Source organism: Enterococcus canis NBRC 100695, assembly GCF_001544375.1.
Taxonomy (GTDB): domain Bacteria; phylum Bacillota; class Bacilli; order Lactobacillales; family Enterococcaceae; genus Enterococcus_H; species Enterococcus_H canis.
Window position 1 is genome coordinate 639497 of record NZ_BCQJ01000001.1, and the last position, 16316, is coordinate 655812.

16 protein-coding genes are annotated in these 16316 nt (G+C 42.4%); 7 read left to right on the top strand and 9 right to left on the bottom strand.

From position 1 onward, the window contains the following. Positions 1–4: 4 nt before the first annotated feature. The 6 genes from ECA01S_RS03215 to ECA01S_RS03240 form a co-directional block, all read right to left on the bottom strand. The gene (locus ECA01S_RS03215) at positions 5–1033 is read right to left on the bottom strand and encodes an LTA glycolipid anchor biosynthesis glycosyltransferase, IagA/BgsA family (protein ID WP_067390943.1); all 1029 of its coding nucleotides are present in this window, start codon (positions 1031–1033) and stop codon (positions 5–7) included. 174 nt (positions 1034–1207) lie between these two features. Next, a complete protein-coding gene (locus ECA01S_RS03220; RefSeq protein WP_067390946.1) occupies positions 1208–2473 on the bottom strand; it encodes a sensor histidine kinase in 1266 nt (421 codons plus the stop codon). After that, positions 2466–3152 carry a response regulator transcription factor gene (locus tag ECA01S_RS03225; protein WP_067390948.1) on the bottom strand — a complete coding sequence of 229 codons (687 nt, stop codon included), beginning with the start codon at positions 3150–3152 and terminating at the stop codon, positions 2466–2468. The genes ECA01S_RS03220 and ECA01S_RS03225 overlap by 8 nt, the downstream gene beginning before the upstream one ends. 93 nt (positions 3153–3245) lie before the next feature. After that, the gene (locus ECA01S_RS03230) at positions 3246–5111 is read right to left on the bottom strand and encodes a carbohydrate-binding domain-containing protein (RefSeq protein ID WP_067390951.1); all 1866 of its coding nucleotides are present in this window, start codon (positions 5109–5111) and stop codon (positions 3246–3248) included. Between the two features lie 17 nt (positions 5112–5128). Continuing rightward, the gene (locus ECA01S_RS03235) at positions 5129–5797 is read right to left on the bottom strand and encodes a DUF4956 domain-containing protein (protein WP_067390954.1); all 669 of its coding nucleotides are present in this window, start codon (positions 5795–5797) and stop codon (positions 5129–5131) included. Then, positions 5736–6527 (bottom strand): polyphosphate polymerase domain-containing protein, encoded by a 792-nt coding sequence (locus ECA01S_RS03240; RefSeq protein WP_067390957.1) that lies wholly within the window; start codon positions 6525–6527, stop codon positions 5736–5738. Before ECA01S_RS03240 ends, ECA01S_RS03235 begins: the two co-directional genes overlap by 62 nt. Before the next feature lie 205 nt (positions 6528–6732). On the opposite strand from ECA01S_RS03240, the gene ECA01S_RS03245 reads away from it, so the two are divergent. After that, positions 6733–7941, top strand: coding sequence for an amidohydrolase family protein (locus tag ECA01S_RS03245; RefSeq protein ID WP_067390960.1), 1209 nt, complete (start codon positions 6733–6735; stop codon positions 7939–7941). A gap of 169 nt (positions 7942–8110) precedes the next feature. Here ECA01S_RS03245 and ptsP read toward each other — a convergent pair whose 3' ends face one another. From ptsP to ykzS, 3 genes are all read right to left on the bottom strand, one after another. Beyond that, positions 8111–9838, bottom strand: coding sequence for a phosphoenolpyruvate--protein phosphotransferase (gene ptsP / locus ECA01S_RS03250; RefSeq protein WP_067390963.1), 1728 nt, complete (start codon positions 9836–9838; stop codon positions 8111–8113). Continuing rightward, positions 9838–10104: a phosphocarrier protein HPr gene (locus ECA01S_RS03255; RefSeq protein WP_067390966.1), complete on the bottom strand. Its 267-nt coding sequence runs from the start codon at positions 10102–10104 to the stop codon at positions 9838–9840. The genes ptsP and ECA01S_RS03255 overlap by 1 nt, the downstream gene beginning before the upstream one ends. Positions 10105–10279: 175 nt before the next feature. Further along, complete coding sequence (gene ykzS, locus ECA01S_RS03260; protein WP_067390968.1) at positions 10280–10471, bottom strand: protein YkzS; 192 nt, start codon at positions 10469–10471, stop codon at positions 10280–10282. 198 nt (positions 10472–10669) lie between these two features. Between ykzS and ECA01S_RS03265 the strand changes: the two genes are divergently transcribed. From ECA01S_RS03265 to ECA01S_RS03290, 6 genes are all read left to right on the top strand, one after another. Continuing rightward, the gene (locus tag ECA01S_RS03265) at positions 10670–12940 is read left to right on the top strand and encodes an ATP-dependent Clp protease ATP-binding subunit (protein ID WP_067390971.1); all 2271 of its coding nucleotides are present in this window, start codon (positions 10670–10672) and stop codon (positions 12938–12940) included. Between the two features lie 134 nt (positions 12941–13074). Continuing rightward, positions 13075–13389, top strand: a complete 315-nt coding sequence (locus tag ECA01S_RS03270; protein WP_067390974.1) for a DUF1827 family protein — start codon at positions 13075–13077, stop codon at positions 13387–13389. Between the two features lie 144 nt (positions 13390–13533). After that, the gene (locus ECA01S_RS03275; protein WP_067390977.1) at positions 13534–14049 is read left to right on the top strand and encodes a hypothetical protein; all 516 of its coding nucleotides are present in this window, start codon (positions 13534–13536) and stop codon (positions 14047–14049) included. A 14-nt stretch (positions 14050–14063) separates the two neighbouring features. Further along, positions 14064–15350 carry a hypothetical protein gene (locus tag ECA01S_RS03280; RefSeq protein WP_067390980.1) on the top strand — a complete coding sequence of 429 codons (1287 nt, stop codon included), beginning with the start codon at positions 14064–14066 and terminating at the stop codon, positions 15348–15350. 161 nt (positions 15351–15511) lie between these two features. Next, positions 15512–15799: a hypothetical protein gene (locus ECA01S_RS03285; RefSeq protein WP_067390983.1), complete on the top strand. Its 288-nt coding sequence runs from the start codon at positions 15512–15514 to the stop codon at positions 15797–15799. A gap of 70 nt (positions 15800–15869) precedes the next feature. Continuing rightward, entirely contained in the window at positions 15870–16154 is a 285-nt protein-coding gene (locus ECA01S_RS03290) for a hypothetical protein (protein ID WP_067390986.1), read from the top strand. Positions 16155–16316 lie beyond the last annotated feature (162 nt).

Genomic DNA, 16316 nt, shown 5'->3' on the forward strand with positions numbered 1-16316 from the left:
AACGTTAGCTTTCAGTAACGAGCGGTGCTTCTGCCAGTACTTTTTCATACACATCTTGTAACGCATGACCAACTTTCGTAATACTACGCTGGCAGGCGGTGTCATAGCCCGCTGTGCCTGTATTTGGTAATTGCTGATTTAAAATGCCCTCAATGGCTTCCATAAATTCAATGTTATTGGTGCCCATATAACAGTTAACGCCAGCTTCCAACCAACCTTCATAGACCGGAATATCACGGACTAAAATTTGTTGATGAGAGGCCAAGGCTTCTAAAATGACGATGCCTTCAGTCTCCTCATAGGAAGGGAAGAAAAATAAGTCTGCTGCGGAAAAGGCGCCTTCTAGCACTTCACCTTTAATGTAACCAGGAAATTCCACGTTAGCCGGATGATCCTCTTTCACTAAATCGCGGACTTCCTTAGGGATAGAGTACATTGGCGTATGACCAAACCAGATAAACCGGATTTCCGGGTATGCTTTGGCAATTTCAACAAAATCAAAAATCCCTTTTCGTTCAAAGTAGAGCCCTACGCAAATAATTACTTTTTCGCCAGGACGCACTTGAAAATGTTCCCTAAAAGCTGCTTCCTTTTCAGCGTTTGGTTTGAATTTCTCCAAATCAATCCCATTTGAAATTGCACTGATAGGAACAGTCAGACCGTAACCTTCTAGTAGCTTTTTAGAGTATTCAGTTGGCGTGATCAAATGATCTGCCTTACTATAAAGACTCACAAGATATTTTTTGACTAATGGTGAGATCGTATTGGACCCCACAAAGGAATTTCTGAAATCCTCTTCTGTGGAATGAGCATGATAGATGACCTTTTTCCCCATTTTGCGTGCTTTTTTCACCATGGCATGACTATTGATTCCATACGTATTGATATGGAGAATATCATAATCTGTTGCTTCTGGGTCAGTGGTATACTCGATGCCCATCTCCGTCAAAGCCCGCTTCTGATGATCCAAAGCTCTGCCTACGCCAGATTTTGCCAAGATTTTTTCACCCTCAAAATATAGTAAAACTTTCATCAAACCGCTCCTTTCTTCCAGAATTATAGCATAGGAAAGTTGATTTCCCCTCAAACTTTAGTCTGAACTTCTAGTCTAATTATAGCATAAACGTTTCGTATCGCATGGAAAATACACTATGTGACAATATCGTTAGCCGTTGTCAACCGTACGTCATGTTATGGAATTCTTTCCTCAGCTTTTCAAAGGAAACTGCATCACAAAACGAGTCCCCTTTGGTTGATTATCTACAACTTGCACGGTCCCTTTATGCGCGGTAATGATCCGCTCAGCGATTGACAGACCAATCCCATATCCACCGCGACCACGGGCAGCATCCTCGCGGTAAAAGCGTTCAAAGATTCGCTCCCGTTCTTCAGCAGAAATACCCTTGCCGGTGTCTGCCACAACTAGTTGCCAGTGATGATGTTCCTTTTTTGCAGTAACCGTAATCTTTTCGCCCGCTTGAGTAAACTTTAAGGCGTTGTCAATCAAGATGACCAATAATTCCTGCAGCCGCTCTGGATCGACACTTACTTGAAAATCATCTGCCGTCATTAGTAGCTGCTTTTCCTCCGCTTCAGCCAATTCCTGATAAGGGGTTACGATTTTCGTCAATAAAGCAGCCATTTGAACCGGTTGCTTGTGCAGCTGCCATTGCGGATTATCCGAACGTGCCAAGGTTAATAAGTCATTGGTTAATTGGCTCAAGCGGCTGACTTCATTTAAGGCCAAGGCGACATCTTCTGATTCTTCCAAAATCGTATGATCTGGGCGCGTAAACAGCTTTTCTAGCTTTGCCTGAATAATCGTCAACGGTGTCCGCAATTCGTGGGAAGCATTTTCGATAAATTGTTGCTGTTGCCGCATTGAGGTCAGCAACGGTCGCATAAAGCGTTTTGATAAAAAATAGCTTAAGAAAACCGAAAGAATCGCAAAAATCACCATACAAATAATCAAAATGCGCTGAAAACTTTGAATTGTGGCTACGATAGGATCGGTATTGATCAAAATTTGAATGTAATCAGCCGCCGCTGTGGGACTTTTCACGGTAATACTGCGAAACTGCAACGTCTGTTGATTCCGGTCCTTGACTTGTAACGTGGTTACTTTGTCCAAATCTTGCGTTGATAAGTTGATATGGCTGAAATCATCGATTCGTGAGCCTAAGTCATTTTGATTGATGATTTGTCCACCTTTCCACAATAGAATCTGTTGCTGAAACTGATTAGGCCTAGGTCCCCGCTCGCCCGCCGCTGGTGGTGTGGTGTGATTCGCCTCAGCCAGTAAAAAATTCTGATCTGTGGCAACCCGACTTAATTCTTGATCGGTGGAACGGTAAATTGACGTTTGTACCAATTGAAAAACAATGACCCCTAAGACTAAAAAAATCACGCCAAAAGCAATCAAGGTATTTAAAAAATAGTGACGCTGTTGCCGTTTAACTTGTTCTTCAATCATTGGTTACCTCCGATTTAAAGAGATAGCCGACATTGCGGATGGTGGTAATCCATTTATCAATGCCAAAAGGTTTCAACCTTTTACGCAGATTACTCATGTAAACTTCTACGACAGTCAAGGTGGTATCGGATTGAAAACCCCAAATCCGGTCAAACAATTGGTCCTTGGTCAAAATATGTTGGGCATTTTGCATTAAATAAAGTAACAGGTCGAACTCTTTGCCCTGCAGAGGGATTTCTTGCTGCTGAAAGGTAATGATATGTTGTTCGGGCTGGGCTACTAGTGCGCCTATTGTTAATTGGTTTTCTACTGTATAACCAAGGCTTCGGCGTAAAAGGGCTTGGCTGCGAACTAGCAGCTCTTCACGATGAAAGGGTTTCGTCACATAATCGTCGGCCCCATTGCGAAAACCATTAAGTTTGTCATCAAAGCTATCTTTGGCTGTTAAAATCAGAACCGGCGTATAAATTTCCTGCTGACGCAACTGTTTTAAAACTTCTTCGCCACGTAAGGTCGGCAGCATCAGGTCCAGCACAATCAAATCATACAAACCAGAACTAGCCTCAAAAAGTCCTTCTTCCCCATCAAATTGTTGGCTCACTTCGCCTAAGGATTTCAAAACATCTTTGATACTATCGGACAAGACGTGATCGTCTTCTATTAATAATATTTTTGTCATGTCGCTCACCTCTTCTTCATTGTAAAGAACAATCGCTGAAATTGCCACGAACAAGCCAAAAAGGGCACAGTCGCCTGCTGCCCTTTTTGCGGTTTATCTAAAGCCACCCATACCGCTCATTTGGTTGCCGCTAACTGCGTTCCCACTTTGGTCGACTTGAGTGATCGTATTGTCTAACGTATAGGTCCCCAGCTTTTGACTGTCCGTTACTGCGCCGGTGACGATACCCGTTTCTTTAACCGTTCCACCAACAGCTAATGTTACGTCGTTAGCTGCTTGCATTTCCGGTACTGAAACAAAGATAAACTGATAGGCTTTCGTTGGCTTCACGGAATAAGTTGTTTCACCAGCCGTGACTTGGAGCGTCTTATCTTGACTACTATCTAGATAAACAGCCAGCCCTTTTTGTTGCGAAGTCTCGCTAGTAGCTTGAGCCATATCGGCAGTCCCCGTAGCAAGCAAGACACCACCATTTTGGTCAAAGGTGCCGTTGTAATCTAAAGACCCATTACCGCCGCGACTAGGTCCATCCACAAAGACAGTACCAGCAGTCATGGTGATATTGCCATTGCTGTCCAAACCATCGCCCTCAGCATGAACCAACAAGGTACCACCATTTATGATGATTTCTTTACTATCATCTGCCTGATCTCCGCCACCAGGGCCCCCAGGTGCTCCACCCGGACCGCCAAAGGTATCTTCACCAAAGCTTCCTGTGTCCGTCGTTGTATCGCTGCCACCACCAGCGTTAACGCCATCATCGTCAGCCGTCACATCAAAGGTGCCATCATTAAAGGTAATAGTTGAACCCTCTAATCCTTCGTATGATTTGCTGATAGTCATTTGACCACCATTCAAAACCAAGTCAGTATCGGCATGAACACCATCGTCTCCTGTAGCAATCTGCCACTGCCCGCCGTCAATTGTGATAGTGCCATTACTATGAACTCCATCATCCGCACTATTGATGTCAAAAGTTCCATCATCAACTTGAACACTTGTCCCCGCCTTTAGGCCCTTATAGCTTTCTTCACTGTTAACGCTGCTCTCAGCGCCGTCTGCGGTTTTTAAGGTGAATTTGCCGGTTTGAATCTTTAAAGCTGTGGCGGCTTGAACCGCATCGCGCCCAGCCTCGATAGTAAACGTGCCACCATCAATTGCTAACCAGCCTTTGTCCGTCTCTTCAGTATTACTCGTCTGCAAGCCATCGCCTTCAGTGGTTTTCAACGTGAAGGTGCCTCCGGCAATCGACAGGCCATCTTTGGCTTTAATGGCGTTATTTTTAGCGGTCACACTGATAGTCCCGCTGACGATTACCACGTCATCCTTGCCGCGAATTCCATTGCTGTAATTTCCTGTTACCACCAAGCTGCCGGAGCCATTGATGGTGAGGTCATCTTTGCTGAAAATAGTGGCATCCGGCTCATCCTCACCAGTCGCCAACTGATAATCACTGCCATCACTGACGGTATTCTCAGTCCCGTCACTTAAGGTTAGCGTTACCTTATCGGCTTGTTCCACATTGATAGCCGGACCTTGGTCATTAGTAATCGTCACACCCTTAAGCACGAGATGAACAGCATCTTTATTGGTTCCCTTCACAACCACCTGGCCCTTCAACTCACCACTTAAAACGTAAGTGCCTGCCTGAGTGATGGTTAACGTATTCTCCTTAAAAGTCGCACCTGACCCATCGATTTCGGCACTATCCGTTGCCAGCTGGATTGTCGTTCCTGTTTCATTCGTATCATAATCACTCTCCGCATATTGACCATATTTCGTTTTGGTACTAGCATTGGTGGTCTGAGTTGCTGCTGCGGCACTGGTACTGGTGGCGCTATTTGCGGTACTATTGGCTGCGCCCGCTGCACTGCTATCAACACTGGTGGTCCCTGCTTGCTGGCAACCTGCCATTAGCAATAGCGTCAAAAGACCACTCATTACATATCGTTTTTTCATCCTTCTCACCTCTATACTTATAATTCATCTTTATTCGTGGCTACTTTGCCTGACTGAATCGGCAAATTACCATTACGGACCCTTAGTTCGTCCAGTAGTCGTTTTTCGGCTGCTACATCCTTCAGCAGAATCCGGTAGCGCAACTCATAAAGGGAACCCATGTTAGTGGTCCGAACCGCTTCCATTGTGAACTGATAGGTATAACGCTGAAACAAGTCATCAAAAAGCCCAGGATAATCTAAATCTTCAGGAATCGTAATCTTAACGTCCCGTTCCGCGACACGATTATGCTCCCCAAAAGGTACCGTCTGTAAAATCACCAAGAGCAATCCCGTGATTGCTGAAAAAATCACCACATAGCCAATATAGCCCATACCTGTTGCCAAACCGACCCCCATGGACCAAAAAATACTGGTGATTTCACGGGCCCCACCGGCTACAGAACGGAAGCGGATCAAGCTAAAAGCCCCTAAAACAGCCATACCTGTTCCTAAATTTCCATTCACCAGCATGATCACTAATTGAACTAAAACTGGCAATACCGCCAAGGTAATCACAAAGCTTTTGGTGTAGACATTGCGGTACATGTGAGTAAAGGCCACCACCAAGCCTAAAAGAATCGAACTAAAGGTACAAATTAACAAGTTCGTGATGGTCAGATTGTCGGTTAGTAAACTGTTTAACATGACGTGTTCCCTCCATTTGTAAAGTTGGTAAAATATGGCGCTGATATACTTGGGCATATTTTGAAAAGGACGATTTCACCAGTCCTAGCTGCGTCAGTAAATGACTAAACCATAACGGATAGGCTCCTAACGCCTTGACCTCCATCAGCACCTCGACTTCTGGGGCAACTAATTCACCTAAATCGCCGGACCTTAAATCAAGTTGCTCCCGGCGATAGCGAATCGCAAAATCAAAAGTGACCCGAAAATCGGCCAAAGCTGGTTCTGTTGAATACAACGCACGACGATCATATGCAATCAAGACTTTCGGCGCTAACTGCTGCCGACCATATAACCAATGAATTTCTTGCATCAGTTGATTTTCTTTGGGTGTACTAAAGGGTAACAACCGCGGATGGCGTAAATAATCGGCTGTCTCTTCGCAGGGTAAAGCCAAGCGCCTTTTATAAACCACCTTTTGAAATTTCTTTTTGATTTCCAAAAATGTCAGCGAATCGTCTGTGGGGACCCCATAACTACGGACCCGAAATTTTTCTTTGTATTTGGGTTTATCAATCGAACGTTGGATTAGCTGGTAGTCCGTCGTATCACAATAGAGGGACAAAATCGTATGAAGCCCATATTCATCTTCCTGCATATAAGGCAGTAGTCCCAGACGCAAGGCATCGTATTCCCACATCGCTAGAATGTATTTTGTTTCTCGCCGTTGAAAAGTAGACTTTAATTTCATCAAGCTCTCCTCCTTCACAAGAACAAGCATACTGAGGCTAGCATAAAGGAAGCTTAAAAAGCGCAAAAAATTTTGGGGAAAATCATTGCTATTCGTCTCTATTTAATTATTCGGCTATAATAAGTAAAATGCGGCAATCTTTAACTATTTTTTTTAAACAACTAATCCATCTACCTAGTTTCACTAAATTAAAGGAGCGATTCACATGAATTATTGGTTAACAAATGTCAAAATGGAAACGGGTTATTTGTATCAAGATGATTGGGCTTACGGGACCCAGACAGCCTTAGTTGCCTTACGGATCGAAGCAGGGCTTTTTAAAGAAATTATCCCCATGAACGAGTGGCAAGCGGATGAACTTCCAGTAGTTGACGGTCATGGTGCCCTATTACTGCCAGGAATCGTCGAAAAGCATTGTCATTTAGATAAAAGTAAACTAGGTAGTCCTTGGCAACCCGTGGCTCCTGCTAGTTCCATCGTGGAACGTTTTGAACAAGAGATTCCGGCCCTCGATGCGCTACCACTTTCAATTGAAGAACGGGCTCAAAATTTAATTGATGCCGAACTAACGCATGGTGTCACTCGCTTCCGTTCCCATATTGATATTGAACCGGCTACCGAGCTACGCTACTTGAAGGCAATTCAACAGTTAGTGGCTGATGCTCCTTATGACGTAGAATTTGTGGCTTTCCCTCAACATGGTTTTCTCCGTTCTAACTCTGAATCTCTAGTGGAAGCCGCTTTAAAAGCTGGTGCCCAATTAATTGGTGGCGTTGACCCTTATACCTTGGATGGTGACTATCAAACTACCTTGAAAAAGACCTTTGACCTAGCGAAAAAATATCAAGCTGGCATTGATATTCATCTTCATAACCGAGAAACAGCTGGCCGCGAGACTATTAAAGAAATCATCCGCCTGACAGAGGAATATGGCTGGCAAGGGCAAGTCGCCATCAGTCACGCCTTTGGTTTAAATGATTTTACTGGCGCCGAACGCAAGCAAGTTTTTCAAGCCTTAGCCGAAAATAATATCCATATTATTTCCAGCATCCCCTTGTCATTAGGAACTATTCCGCCACTGCGGGAATTACAAGCGTATGGCGTGCAGGTTCATATTGGTTGTGACAATGTCTATGACAGTTGGTCAACATTAGGTGACGGCTCCTTGCAACAAAAGCTGGTTCGCTACCTCGAAATTTTTAGTGTAAGCACGCAAGAAGAACTAACACAAAGCTTAGGCTTGATTACCGACCACATCACCACCCTTGATCAAAATGGGCAACGCAGCTGGCCTAATTTGAACGATGAGGCGACTTTCATCTTGACTGCGGCAGATTGTTCCGCAGAATTTGTTTCAAGAGAAACGCCAGTTGAAACAAGCTATCTTAGAGGTAACCAAGTTTATCAACGATAATATTCAAAAAGTCCTGATGAGGTGTTATGCTCTCATCAGGACTTTTTTTGAAGCCATCGCTATTAGATTGTTACTAGTATGAGTGTAACTCTTCTATTCAGCATAATAACTTTGAAAAAAATACATCAAAAAAGCCTCCGCTCAATTAAGAACGGAGGCTTCGTTTTACTTATTTTGTATATTCGTTTACTAATTCAACAACTTCTTCCATCGTGTCGCATTCGTTCAATGCGCGGTCAGCAAGTTCAGCCATTTTCTTAGTATCCAAACGTTTGATCAAGCTGCGAGATTTCAAGATGCTAGTAGCACTCATTGAAAATTCGTCTAAGCCCATACCAAGTAGTAATGGGATAGCAGTTTGATCCCCAGCCATTTCGCCACACATGCCGGCCCATTTGCCTTCTTTGTGTGCTGCGTCGATTACGTTTTTAATCAAACGCAAAATTGATGGGTTGTATGGTTGGTACAAGTAAGAAACTTGTTCATTCATACGGTCAGCTGCCATTGTGTATTGAATCAAATCGTTTGTTCCAACTGAGAAGAAGTCTACTTCTTTCGCAAACTTATCTGCTAATACAGCAGCAGCTGGAATTTCGATCATGATCCCTACTTGAATTGTATCAGAGACTTTTACGCCTTCACTGATCAATTTTTGTTTTTCTTCGTCAAACTTCGCTTTAGCAGCGCGGAATTCCTTCAAGGTCGCAACCATTGGGAACATAATGCGCAAGTTGCCGTGTACAGATGCGCGCAACAAAGCACGTAATTGCGTACGGAACATACCATCGCCAAGTTCAGATAGGCTGATACGCAATGCGCGGTAGCCTAAGAAAGGATTCATTTCATGAGGTAATTTCAAGTAAGGCAATTCTTTATCGCCACCGATGTCCATTGTCCGAACAACGACAGGTTTATCACCCATACCTTCAAGAACCGTTTTATAGGCGTTGAATTGATCATCCTCAGATGGGAAGTCAGGAGCGTCCATGTACAAGAACTCAGTCCGGTACAAGCCGATTCCTTCTGCGCCATTGTTGTGAACACCATCTAAATCTTTTGGTGTTCCAATGTTTGCAGATAATTCAACGTGTTTGCCGTCAGCGGAAACAGTTTCAGCTTCTTTTAGTTTATTCCATTCTGCTTTTTGAGCAGCGTAGTCTGCACCAATTTTTTCAACTTCTGCTTTTTGAGCATCCGTTGGGTCGATGTAAACATCGCCATCGATACCATTGACTGCTAGAATATCCCCAGCTTTAACTTTAGACGTGATTTCTTTCGTTCCTACGATAGCAGGAATTTCAAGAGAACGTGCCATGATAGCACTGTGTGAAGTCCGACCACCAATGTCAGTTACGAAAGCTTTTACATAAGTACGGTCTAATTGAGCCGTATCAGATGGTGTCAAGTCATGAGCGACTACGACAACTTCTTCATTGATCATAGATGGGTTAGGTAATGTCACACCAAGTAAGTGCGCTAAAACACGCTTCGCAACGTCGCGAATGTCTGCCGCACGTTCTTGCATGTATGGATTGTCATCCATTGCTTCAAACATGCCGATAAACATATCCGTTACGTCTTTCAAAGCAGCTTCAGCATTTACTTTTGAGTTTTTGATTTGATCTTTGATTTGTCCGACCATTTCTGGATCTGACAATACCATTAGATGGGCATCGAAGACTTGTGCTTCTTCTTCACCTAGGCTTTGCGCTGCTTTTTCCCGGATAGCTTGTAATTCTGTGGTAGATTCTGCAAGAGCAGCATCTAAACGAGCTTCTTCGGCTGCAGTATCTTCAACAGATACTTTTTGGAAGGATAAGTCGGGTTGAACTAGCAGGTAAGCTTTCGCGACAGCAACGCCATCACTTGCGGCAATCCCTTTTAGCATTTCAACCATTATTCAGACAATCCTTCTTTCTTCATTGTTTCAACGATTGCTGCCATTGCGTCTGCTTCGTCAGTACCTTCAGCAGAGATTGTTACGTCAGAACCTTGGCCAACGCCAAGAGACATAACGCCCATGATTGATTTTAAGTTTACAGATTTGCCTTTATACTCCAAGTTGATATCAGAGTTAAATTTGCTTGCTGTTTGTACTAATAGTGTAGCTGGACGTGCGTGGATCCCTGTTTCTGCTACTACGTGAAATTCTTTCTTTTCCATATTGATCTGTCTCCTTCGTCAATAAAGTTGTTATTGTTAGGGGTTTCCGAATTCTCGAAAAAGGCCCTTTCACCTAACAAGATTACCATTTTTTCCGTTTTCTTACAACAACTTTTACTCTTTTTGCCCTAAAGAAACGCAGGATAAAAATGAAAAGTTATTGAAAATTTGCTTTTCATTCCATCTTGCCAGCGTAGCGGTAAATGACGGTCCCGTTTAGTCCCGCTTCTCCGACAAAATCCATGCGATCTTCCATCTTGCGCCAGACTTCGCGAAAGGTCAAAAAGTCCGCCTGACTGACGGTCAATTCCGTGATAGCACCAGAACGTAAGTCCGCCAATTTTTGTTCATAAGGATTTTCGAACATCTCATCCCCCACTTTCTTCCTATATTATAGCTAAAATTTCAAAATGCGCTAGTTTCATCCTCATGACTGGCTCTTGCTAGTCTCGTGGTCAAGTTGAATTACTTGATTCTCCATGCAAACATGCTATAATGAAGTCAAAGGTCAGTAATGGTCAATCATTTCTTTGACCTTTTTACTTATGCGAAAGGACGTGACACTATGCTTTGTCAAAATTGTGGAAAAAATGAAGCAACGATTCACTTATACACAAACGTCAATGGACAACGCAAGCAGCTGGATTACTGCCAAAGCTGCTATCAAAAACTGAAAGCTGCAAGCAATAACAACGGGCCGCAAATGGCGCAAGATCCATTTGGTTTCGGTACCTTAGATGATCTGTTCCGTTCCATGTCTCAACAAATGGACCAAGGACAACAAGATCCATATAATCAAACACCACCTACTCAATTCGGTGGCGGTAATAACTTCAACGGTGGTCAACCTCCTCGCGGTGGCGGCCAAGGCGGCGGCTTACTGGATGAATTTGGTTTTAATATCACCGAAGCAGCCCGCAAAGGCGACATCGATCCAGTCGTTGGTCGCGATGATGAAATTAAACGTGTGATTGAAATCTTAAATCGTCGGACTAAAAACAATCCCGTACTTATTGGGGAACCTGGTGTCGGTAAAACTGCTGTAGTAGAAGGACTGGCTCAAAAAATTGTGGACGGCGACGTGCCACAAAAGCTATTAGATAAAGAAGTCATTCGTCTTGACGTGGTTTCCCTTGTACAAGGTACAGGAATTCGCGGTCAATTTGAAGAACGGATGCAAAAATTAATCGAAGAAATCAAAGAGCGCGATGACGTGATTCTCTTTATTGATGAAGTGCACGAAATCGTGGGCGCTGGCGCGGCTGGCGACGGTAACATGGATGCCGGCAATATCTTAAAACCAGCATTAGCTCGTGGTGAACTCCAAATGGTAGGCGCAACCACTTTAAATGAGTACCGGGTCATTGAAAAAGATGCGGCTTTAGAACGTCGGATGCAACCAGTACGAGTAGATGAACCAAGCGTAGATGAAACCATTACTATTTTAAAAGGTCTTCAAAAACGCTACGAAGATTACCACCATGTGAAATATACCGATGCTGCCATCAAAGCAGCCGCTACTCTTTCTAACCGCTATATCCAAGACCGCTTTTTACCAGACAAAGCCATCGACTTGTTGGATGAAGCTGGTTCAAAAATGAACTTAACGATTCAAATGGTGGATCCAAAAGTCATTGAACAAAAATTAGCGGATGCTGAAAAGCAAAAACAACAAGCTTCTGCTGAAGAAGACTTTGAAAAAGCGGCTTATTACCGCGATCAAATCAACAAATTGAACGTATTGAAAGAAAAACAAATCAGCGACGAAGATACTCCGGTGATTAACGAACAAGCTATGGAAGAAATCGTGGAACAACGGACTGGTATCCCTGTCGGTGAATTGAAAGAAAAGGAACAAACACAATTGAAAAACTTGGCCCCTGACTTGAAGGCTCACGTTATTGGACAAGATGAAGCCATCGACAAAGTGGCAAAAGCTATTCGTCGTAACCGGGTCGGTTTGGCGAAGAAAGACCGTCCAATTGGTTCCTTCCTCTTTGTTGGACCTACTGGGGTCGGTAAAACCGAACTAGCTAAACAACTAGCCTTTGAATTGTTTGGTTCAGATGACGCGATGGTTCGTTTTGACATGAGTGAATACATGGAAAAACACAGTGTTTCTAAACTGATTGGTTCTCCTCCAGGTTATGTCGGCTATGATGAAGCTGGTCAATTAACTGAAAAAGTTCGCCGCAATCCATATAGCTTGATTTTGTTAGACGAAATCGAAAAAGCACATCCAGATGTCTTGCATATGTTCTTACAAATCTTGGATGATGGTCGCTTAACCGACGCTCAAGGACGGACAGTCAGCTTTAAAGATACTATCATTATTATGACAAGTAATGCCGGTACCGGCGCTGTCGAAGCCAATGTTGGTTTTGGCGCAGCTCGTGATGGCAAAACGCGTTCGGTCTTAGGACAATTAGGTAACTTCTTTGCCCCAGAATTCTTAAATCGTTTCGATGGTATCGTAGAATTCAGTGCGTTAAGCAAAGAAAACTTGATGGAAATCGTTGGCTTAATGTTAGATGATGTTAACCATATGTTGGAAGACCAACACATCCACATTACGGTTGACGAATCCGTGAAAGAAAAACTGGTGGATCTTGGCTACAATCCAGCTATGGGGGCTCGCCCACTACGCCGGACAATCCAAGAACAAATCGAAGATGGTATTGCTGAATACTATTTAGATCATCCTGAAGTTCATGAATTATCCGCTGTGTTAGAAGATGATAAAATCGTCGTAACCGCAAAGCCTGTTGAATCTTCTAAGGAAGCATCCACAGAGCCTGCTGATAACACAGATGAAGCACCGGAAATAAACGAATAGTACGACAAAATCCCATGATTGTTGAATCATGGGATTTTTTTACGTCATTAGATAACATTTCGATACAAAATTCTTTCTATTTCGTTAAAAAATAATTATAATTAAAGAAAAGATTATATAGTGAGGTGAAATCTATGAAATTTGTAAATGTGACTAACAGTCATTCACGTCTGGTTTATAGCCAATTAGCGAATACTGACGCCCATTTAGTTAAAGTTTATACGATCGGCAAAACGACCGTCATTTATACTCAAGCACCTACTCACCACGAAATCCTCCTAGTGAATAAGGCACGCAACATCAAAGAAGTCGAAATCACTGAATCACTAGGTTACTTCCTAAAACGCACACCCAATGATATCTACGAAAAATCCGAAATCTCCATCATTCGCATGGATGGCGTTGTTGAAATCTCGATACCAATTCATAAACCAGTAGTAGCTGAATAGCCCAGAGAGACAAAGTCGTAGGATTTTGTCTCTTTTTTATTTGCCCTACTCCCAGCCACTAGCTTATCTCTTCACAATCTTTGAGTAATTGCCTAAAAATACGATATAATAATGTATAAATGACATGAATTAGGAGAAAAATTTATGAGTGAATTTCGTTATATCCAATCTCTGTATGAAAAGCAGAAGAAATACCCTCTGCGTTTGGTTCTACTTTCAGCGCTGGCTATTATTGTGGCGAGTATAATTTCGTCATTAGATCTTATCCGCATCTCCCCTTTTCTTATTTTTATGGTGGCGATGGCCTTAGTACTTTTCTATTCAAGAAGACTGCAAACTACTAGTAAAAATTTTTCGTTATTGAAAGATTATTTAGAGGAATACGATCCTGATGTACTGGAAAATCGTGAATTGGTCTTCTTTATTGACTATCAATTGAAAAACTATTTTGGCGGAGAATCTGATCAGCTTTTCAAAGCCCTTAAGGACGAAAATCCTGCAAATGATGCTCGGGCCACAGCACATTTACAAGAGGTCATTACGGAAATCAAAGAATACTACAACTATTTATTAGATCATTCTGAACTGGAAAATGATCTTAAAATTTCGCTAGCATGGTATCGGGAAACCATCGATACTCGCAAACAAGACCTACTATAGAAAGGAGCATTCCTATGAGATTTCGCCGTGATTTGATTGGAGTTGTCTTAGCTTTCGTAACTGCGGGAACCCTGGCAACAGGTGCAGATGCTACCGCCTATCAAAAAGTCTATGACGAACAAGATAAGCAAGAACAGACCATTACGCAATTGAGCCATTCTGAATTTATTTCAAGCGCTGATAAAACAAAATTAGCAAATGAGCAAAATGAGATCCAAAAAATTGAGAAAAGAGCCACGCGCCGTTCCTTGACGAACAAAATTCAGAAGGAAAAAAGGCTGATTCAGCAAGTAAAAACACGGATTGCTCAAACAGAGGCCGCCACAGCACACACAGAATATTCTGAGCTGGAGAAAACTGTGAATGGGTTGACGGAACTGAGTCAAAAACCTTTTACAGAAAAAGAGGATAAAAGCAAGTTAACAGTGCTGAAACAAGATGTCACTGAGCTACAAAACAGTAAAAAAGTTGCCCCTATTCGTGAATTGACCGAACGCGCTACCGCACTTAATCGTGATATGAAAGAAAATCAAGCAGACTTAACTGCGACGGTTAGCTCACTTAAACAACTTGACCAGGATATAGAAAAATTAAGTAAAAAAAGCTATTTACTTAAGGCTGATAAAGAGAAATTAGCTGAAACCCGCAAAATTCTTGGGACCTATTTCAAAAATGCAGACAGTTTAGCGGCAGTTCATAGCCGAGAAACGCAAGCATCTCAACTTTTAGCAGAATTAACTGAAAAGCAAGAAACCATCCAGACGGATTTTAAAAAGTATGAATCTAAAGCGAAGAATCTCCTAAGTGATACTAAAAATCTTTCATCCAAGGGCGACCTCACCGCTGATGAGAAAAAGGAATTGAATCAGCGAATCAAAGATACCGAAGTTGCATTGAAAATGCATTCTTACGCGCCAGGTGACTTGGGCAAGCAATATGACCTCCTAAATACACAATATCGAAGTTTATCTGATAAGAGCAAGGATCGCCAGGAAAAAGCAGCAGCAGAGGCGGAACGTAAAGCGGCTGAAAAAGAAAAAGCCCGGCAAGCCGCCGAGAAAGAAGCACAGCAGCAAGCAGAAAAGGATGCAGCGAAAGAAACGCAGCAAGCTGCAAGTCAAGCCCCTGCGCCAAGTCAAGTTGGTGAGTGGTATCAAGCTCCAGCTGGCTATAAATACTTGAAAGTCGATAGTGGCAAAACCTACGGACAAGTGAAACGACCAAACAACTTCCAATTAATTACAGATGCCGAAGCAGCCAATTATTCACCAGGACACGGAAATGGCTGGGCGAAACAGTAACGTAAACGACCATCGCTGTATATAACGATGGTCGTTTTGATTGCTTCTTTCATCTACTTATTTTTCCCTGTAAATCGTAAATAAATAACGTTTTATATGCCCCTTTTTACTCACCTTACATGCTACAATAACCTTAACAAATCCTTTTGGGAGGTCATAAAATGAAAACGACAGAATTGATGTTTGGCTGGAAAATTGAATACCCTGAATCCTTGACCCTTTTACACAACGAAGACGGTATAATTGCCTTAATGGATACTCAAAAAATGTTTGGCAATATTCAATCCTTTGTTTTTTCATTAAGCGAAAAGAAAATCGCCTGTCAAAGTAATCCAGATTTTATCCAACGTCTTACGGTTTCAATCAATAAAACGATTAGAGTCGAGATCTTGAATGATGGTGAAAGTGATGGAGCTGCGTATTCAATTGGAATAATTAACGGAAATTGACTTGTTCTCTGCTTGTTGGAAGTTATCTATACTTGTTTAAAACTAATTTGGAAGCTAACGGAGGTATCTTATGAAAACTGAAACCTTACTTTTTGACTGGAAGATTGAATTTCCAGAAGAATTATCACTTTTAACCAATGAAGAAGGACTAGTTGTTCTGCTAAGTCCCACACAAACCTATGGTGATTTCCAGCCACTTGTTTTAGAGCTGACCGACTCAGAAGTTCGATGTATAACAAAACCTTATTTCCTCCAAGAACTAGAAATTTCAGTTGATAAAGTGATTACAGTCACAGCTTCTGGCTTTTTCCACAGTGTTCGAGGAAACATTGACGGGGCTGTAGGCACTGAGTAGTATTTCATATGTAAACTAAAACTCCGACCGATTTCAAAAAATCAGTCGGAGTTTTTTTGTTTGTCTGAAAATTCTATTAAAATCACGTTTATGAAAAAACATTCTCGTTATCACTCATTTTATCGCTCAATTCTTACGATGGAAATCAGCAAGTAGGTTTTA

Excerpts from the sequence above, each read along its gene's own strand:
- ECA01S_RS03215 (WP_067390943.1), bottom strand. The coding sequence starts at position 1,033 with ATGAAAGTTTTACTATATTTTGAGGGTGAAAAAATCTTGGCAAAATCT.
- ECA01S_RS03220 (WP_067390946.1), bottom strand. The coding sequence starts at position 2,473 with ATGATTGAAGAACAAGTTAAACGGCAACAGCGTCACTATTTTTTAAAT.
- ECA01S_RS03225 (WP_067390948.1), bottom strand. The coding sequence starts at position 3,152 with ATGACAAAAATATTATTAATAGAAGACGATCACGTCTTGTCCGATAGT.
- ECA01S_RS03230 (WP_067390951.1), bottom strand. The coding sequence starts at position 5,111 with ATGAAAAAACGATATGTAATGAGTGGTCTTTTGACGCTATTGCTAATG.
- ECA01S_RS03235 (WP_067390954.1), bottom strand. The coding sequence starts at position 5,797 with ATGTTAAACAGTTTACTAACCGACAATCTGACCATCACGAACTTGTTA.
- ECA01S_RS03240 (WP_067390957.1), bottom strand. The coding sequence starts at position 6,527 with ATGAAATTAAAGTCTACTTTTCAACGGCGAGAAACAAAATACATTCTA.
- ECA01S_RS03245 (WP_067390960.1), top strand. The coding sequence starts at position 6,733 with ATGAATTATTGGTTAACAAATGTCAAAATGGAAACGGGTTATTTGTAT.
- ptsP (WP_067390963.1), bottom strand. The coding sequence starts at position 9,838 with ATGGTTGAAATGCTAAAAGGGATTGCCGCAAGTGATGGCGTTGCTGTC.
- ECA01S_RS03255 (WP_067390966.1), bottom strand. The coding sequence starts at position 10,104 with ATGGAAAAGAAAGAATTTCACGTAGTAGCAGAAACAGGGATCCACGCA.
- ykzS (WP_067390968.1), bottom strand. The coding sequence starts at position 10,471 with ATGTTCGAAAATCCTTATGAACAAAAATTGGCGGACTTACGTTCTGGT.
- ECA01S_RS03265 (WP_067390971.1), top strand. The coding sequence starts at position 10,670 with ATGCTTTGTCAAAATTGTGGAAAAAATGAAGCAACGATTCACTTATAC.
- ECA01S_RS03270 (WP_067390974.1), top strand. The coding sequence starts at position 13,075 with ATGAAATTTGTAAATGTGACTAACAGTCATTCACGTCTGGTTTATAGC.
- ECA01S_RS03275 (WP_067390977.1), top strand. The coding sequence starts at position 13,534 with ATGAGTGAATTTCGTTATATCCAATCTCTGTATGAAAAGCAGAAGAAA.
- ECA01S_RS03280 (WP_067390980.1), top strand. The coding sequence starts at position 14,064 with ATGAGATTTCGCCGTGATTTGATTGGAGTTGTCTTAGCTTTCGTAACT.
- ECA01S_RS03285 (WP_067390983.1), top strand. The coding sequence starts at position 15,512 with ATGAAAACGACAGAATTGATGTTTGGCTGGAAAATTGAATACCCTGAA.
- ECA01S_RS03290 (WP_067390986.1), top strand. The coding sequence starts at position 15,870 with ATGAAAACTGAAACCTTACTTTTTGACTGGAAGATTGAATTTCCAGAA.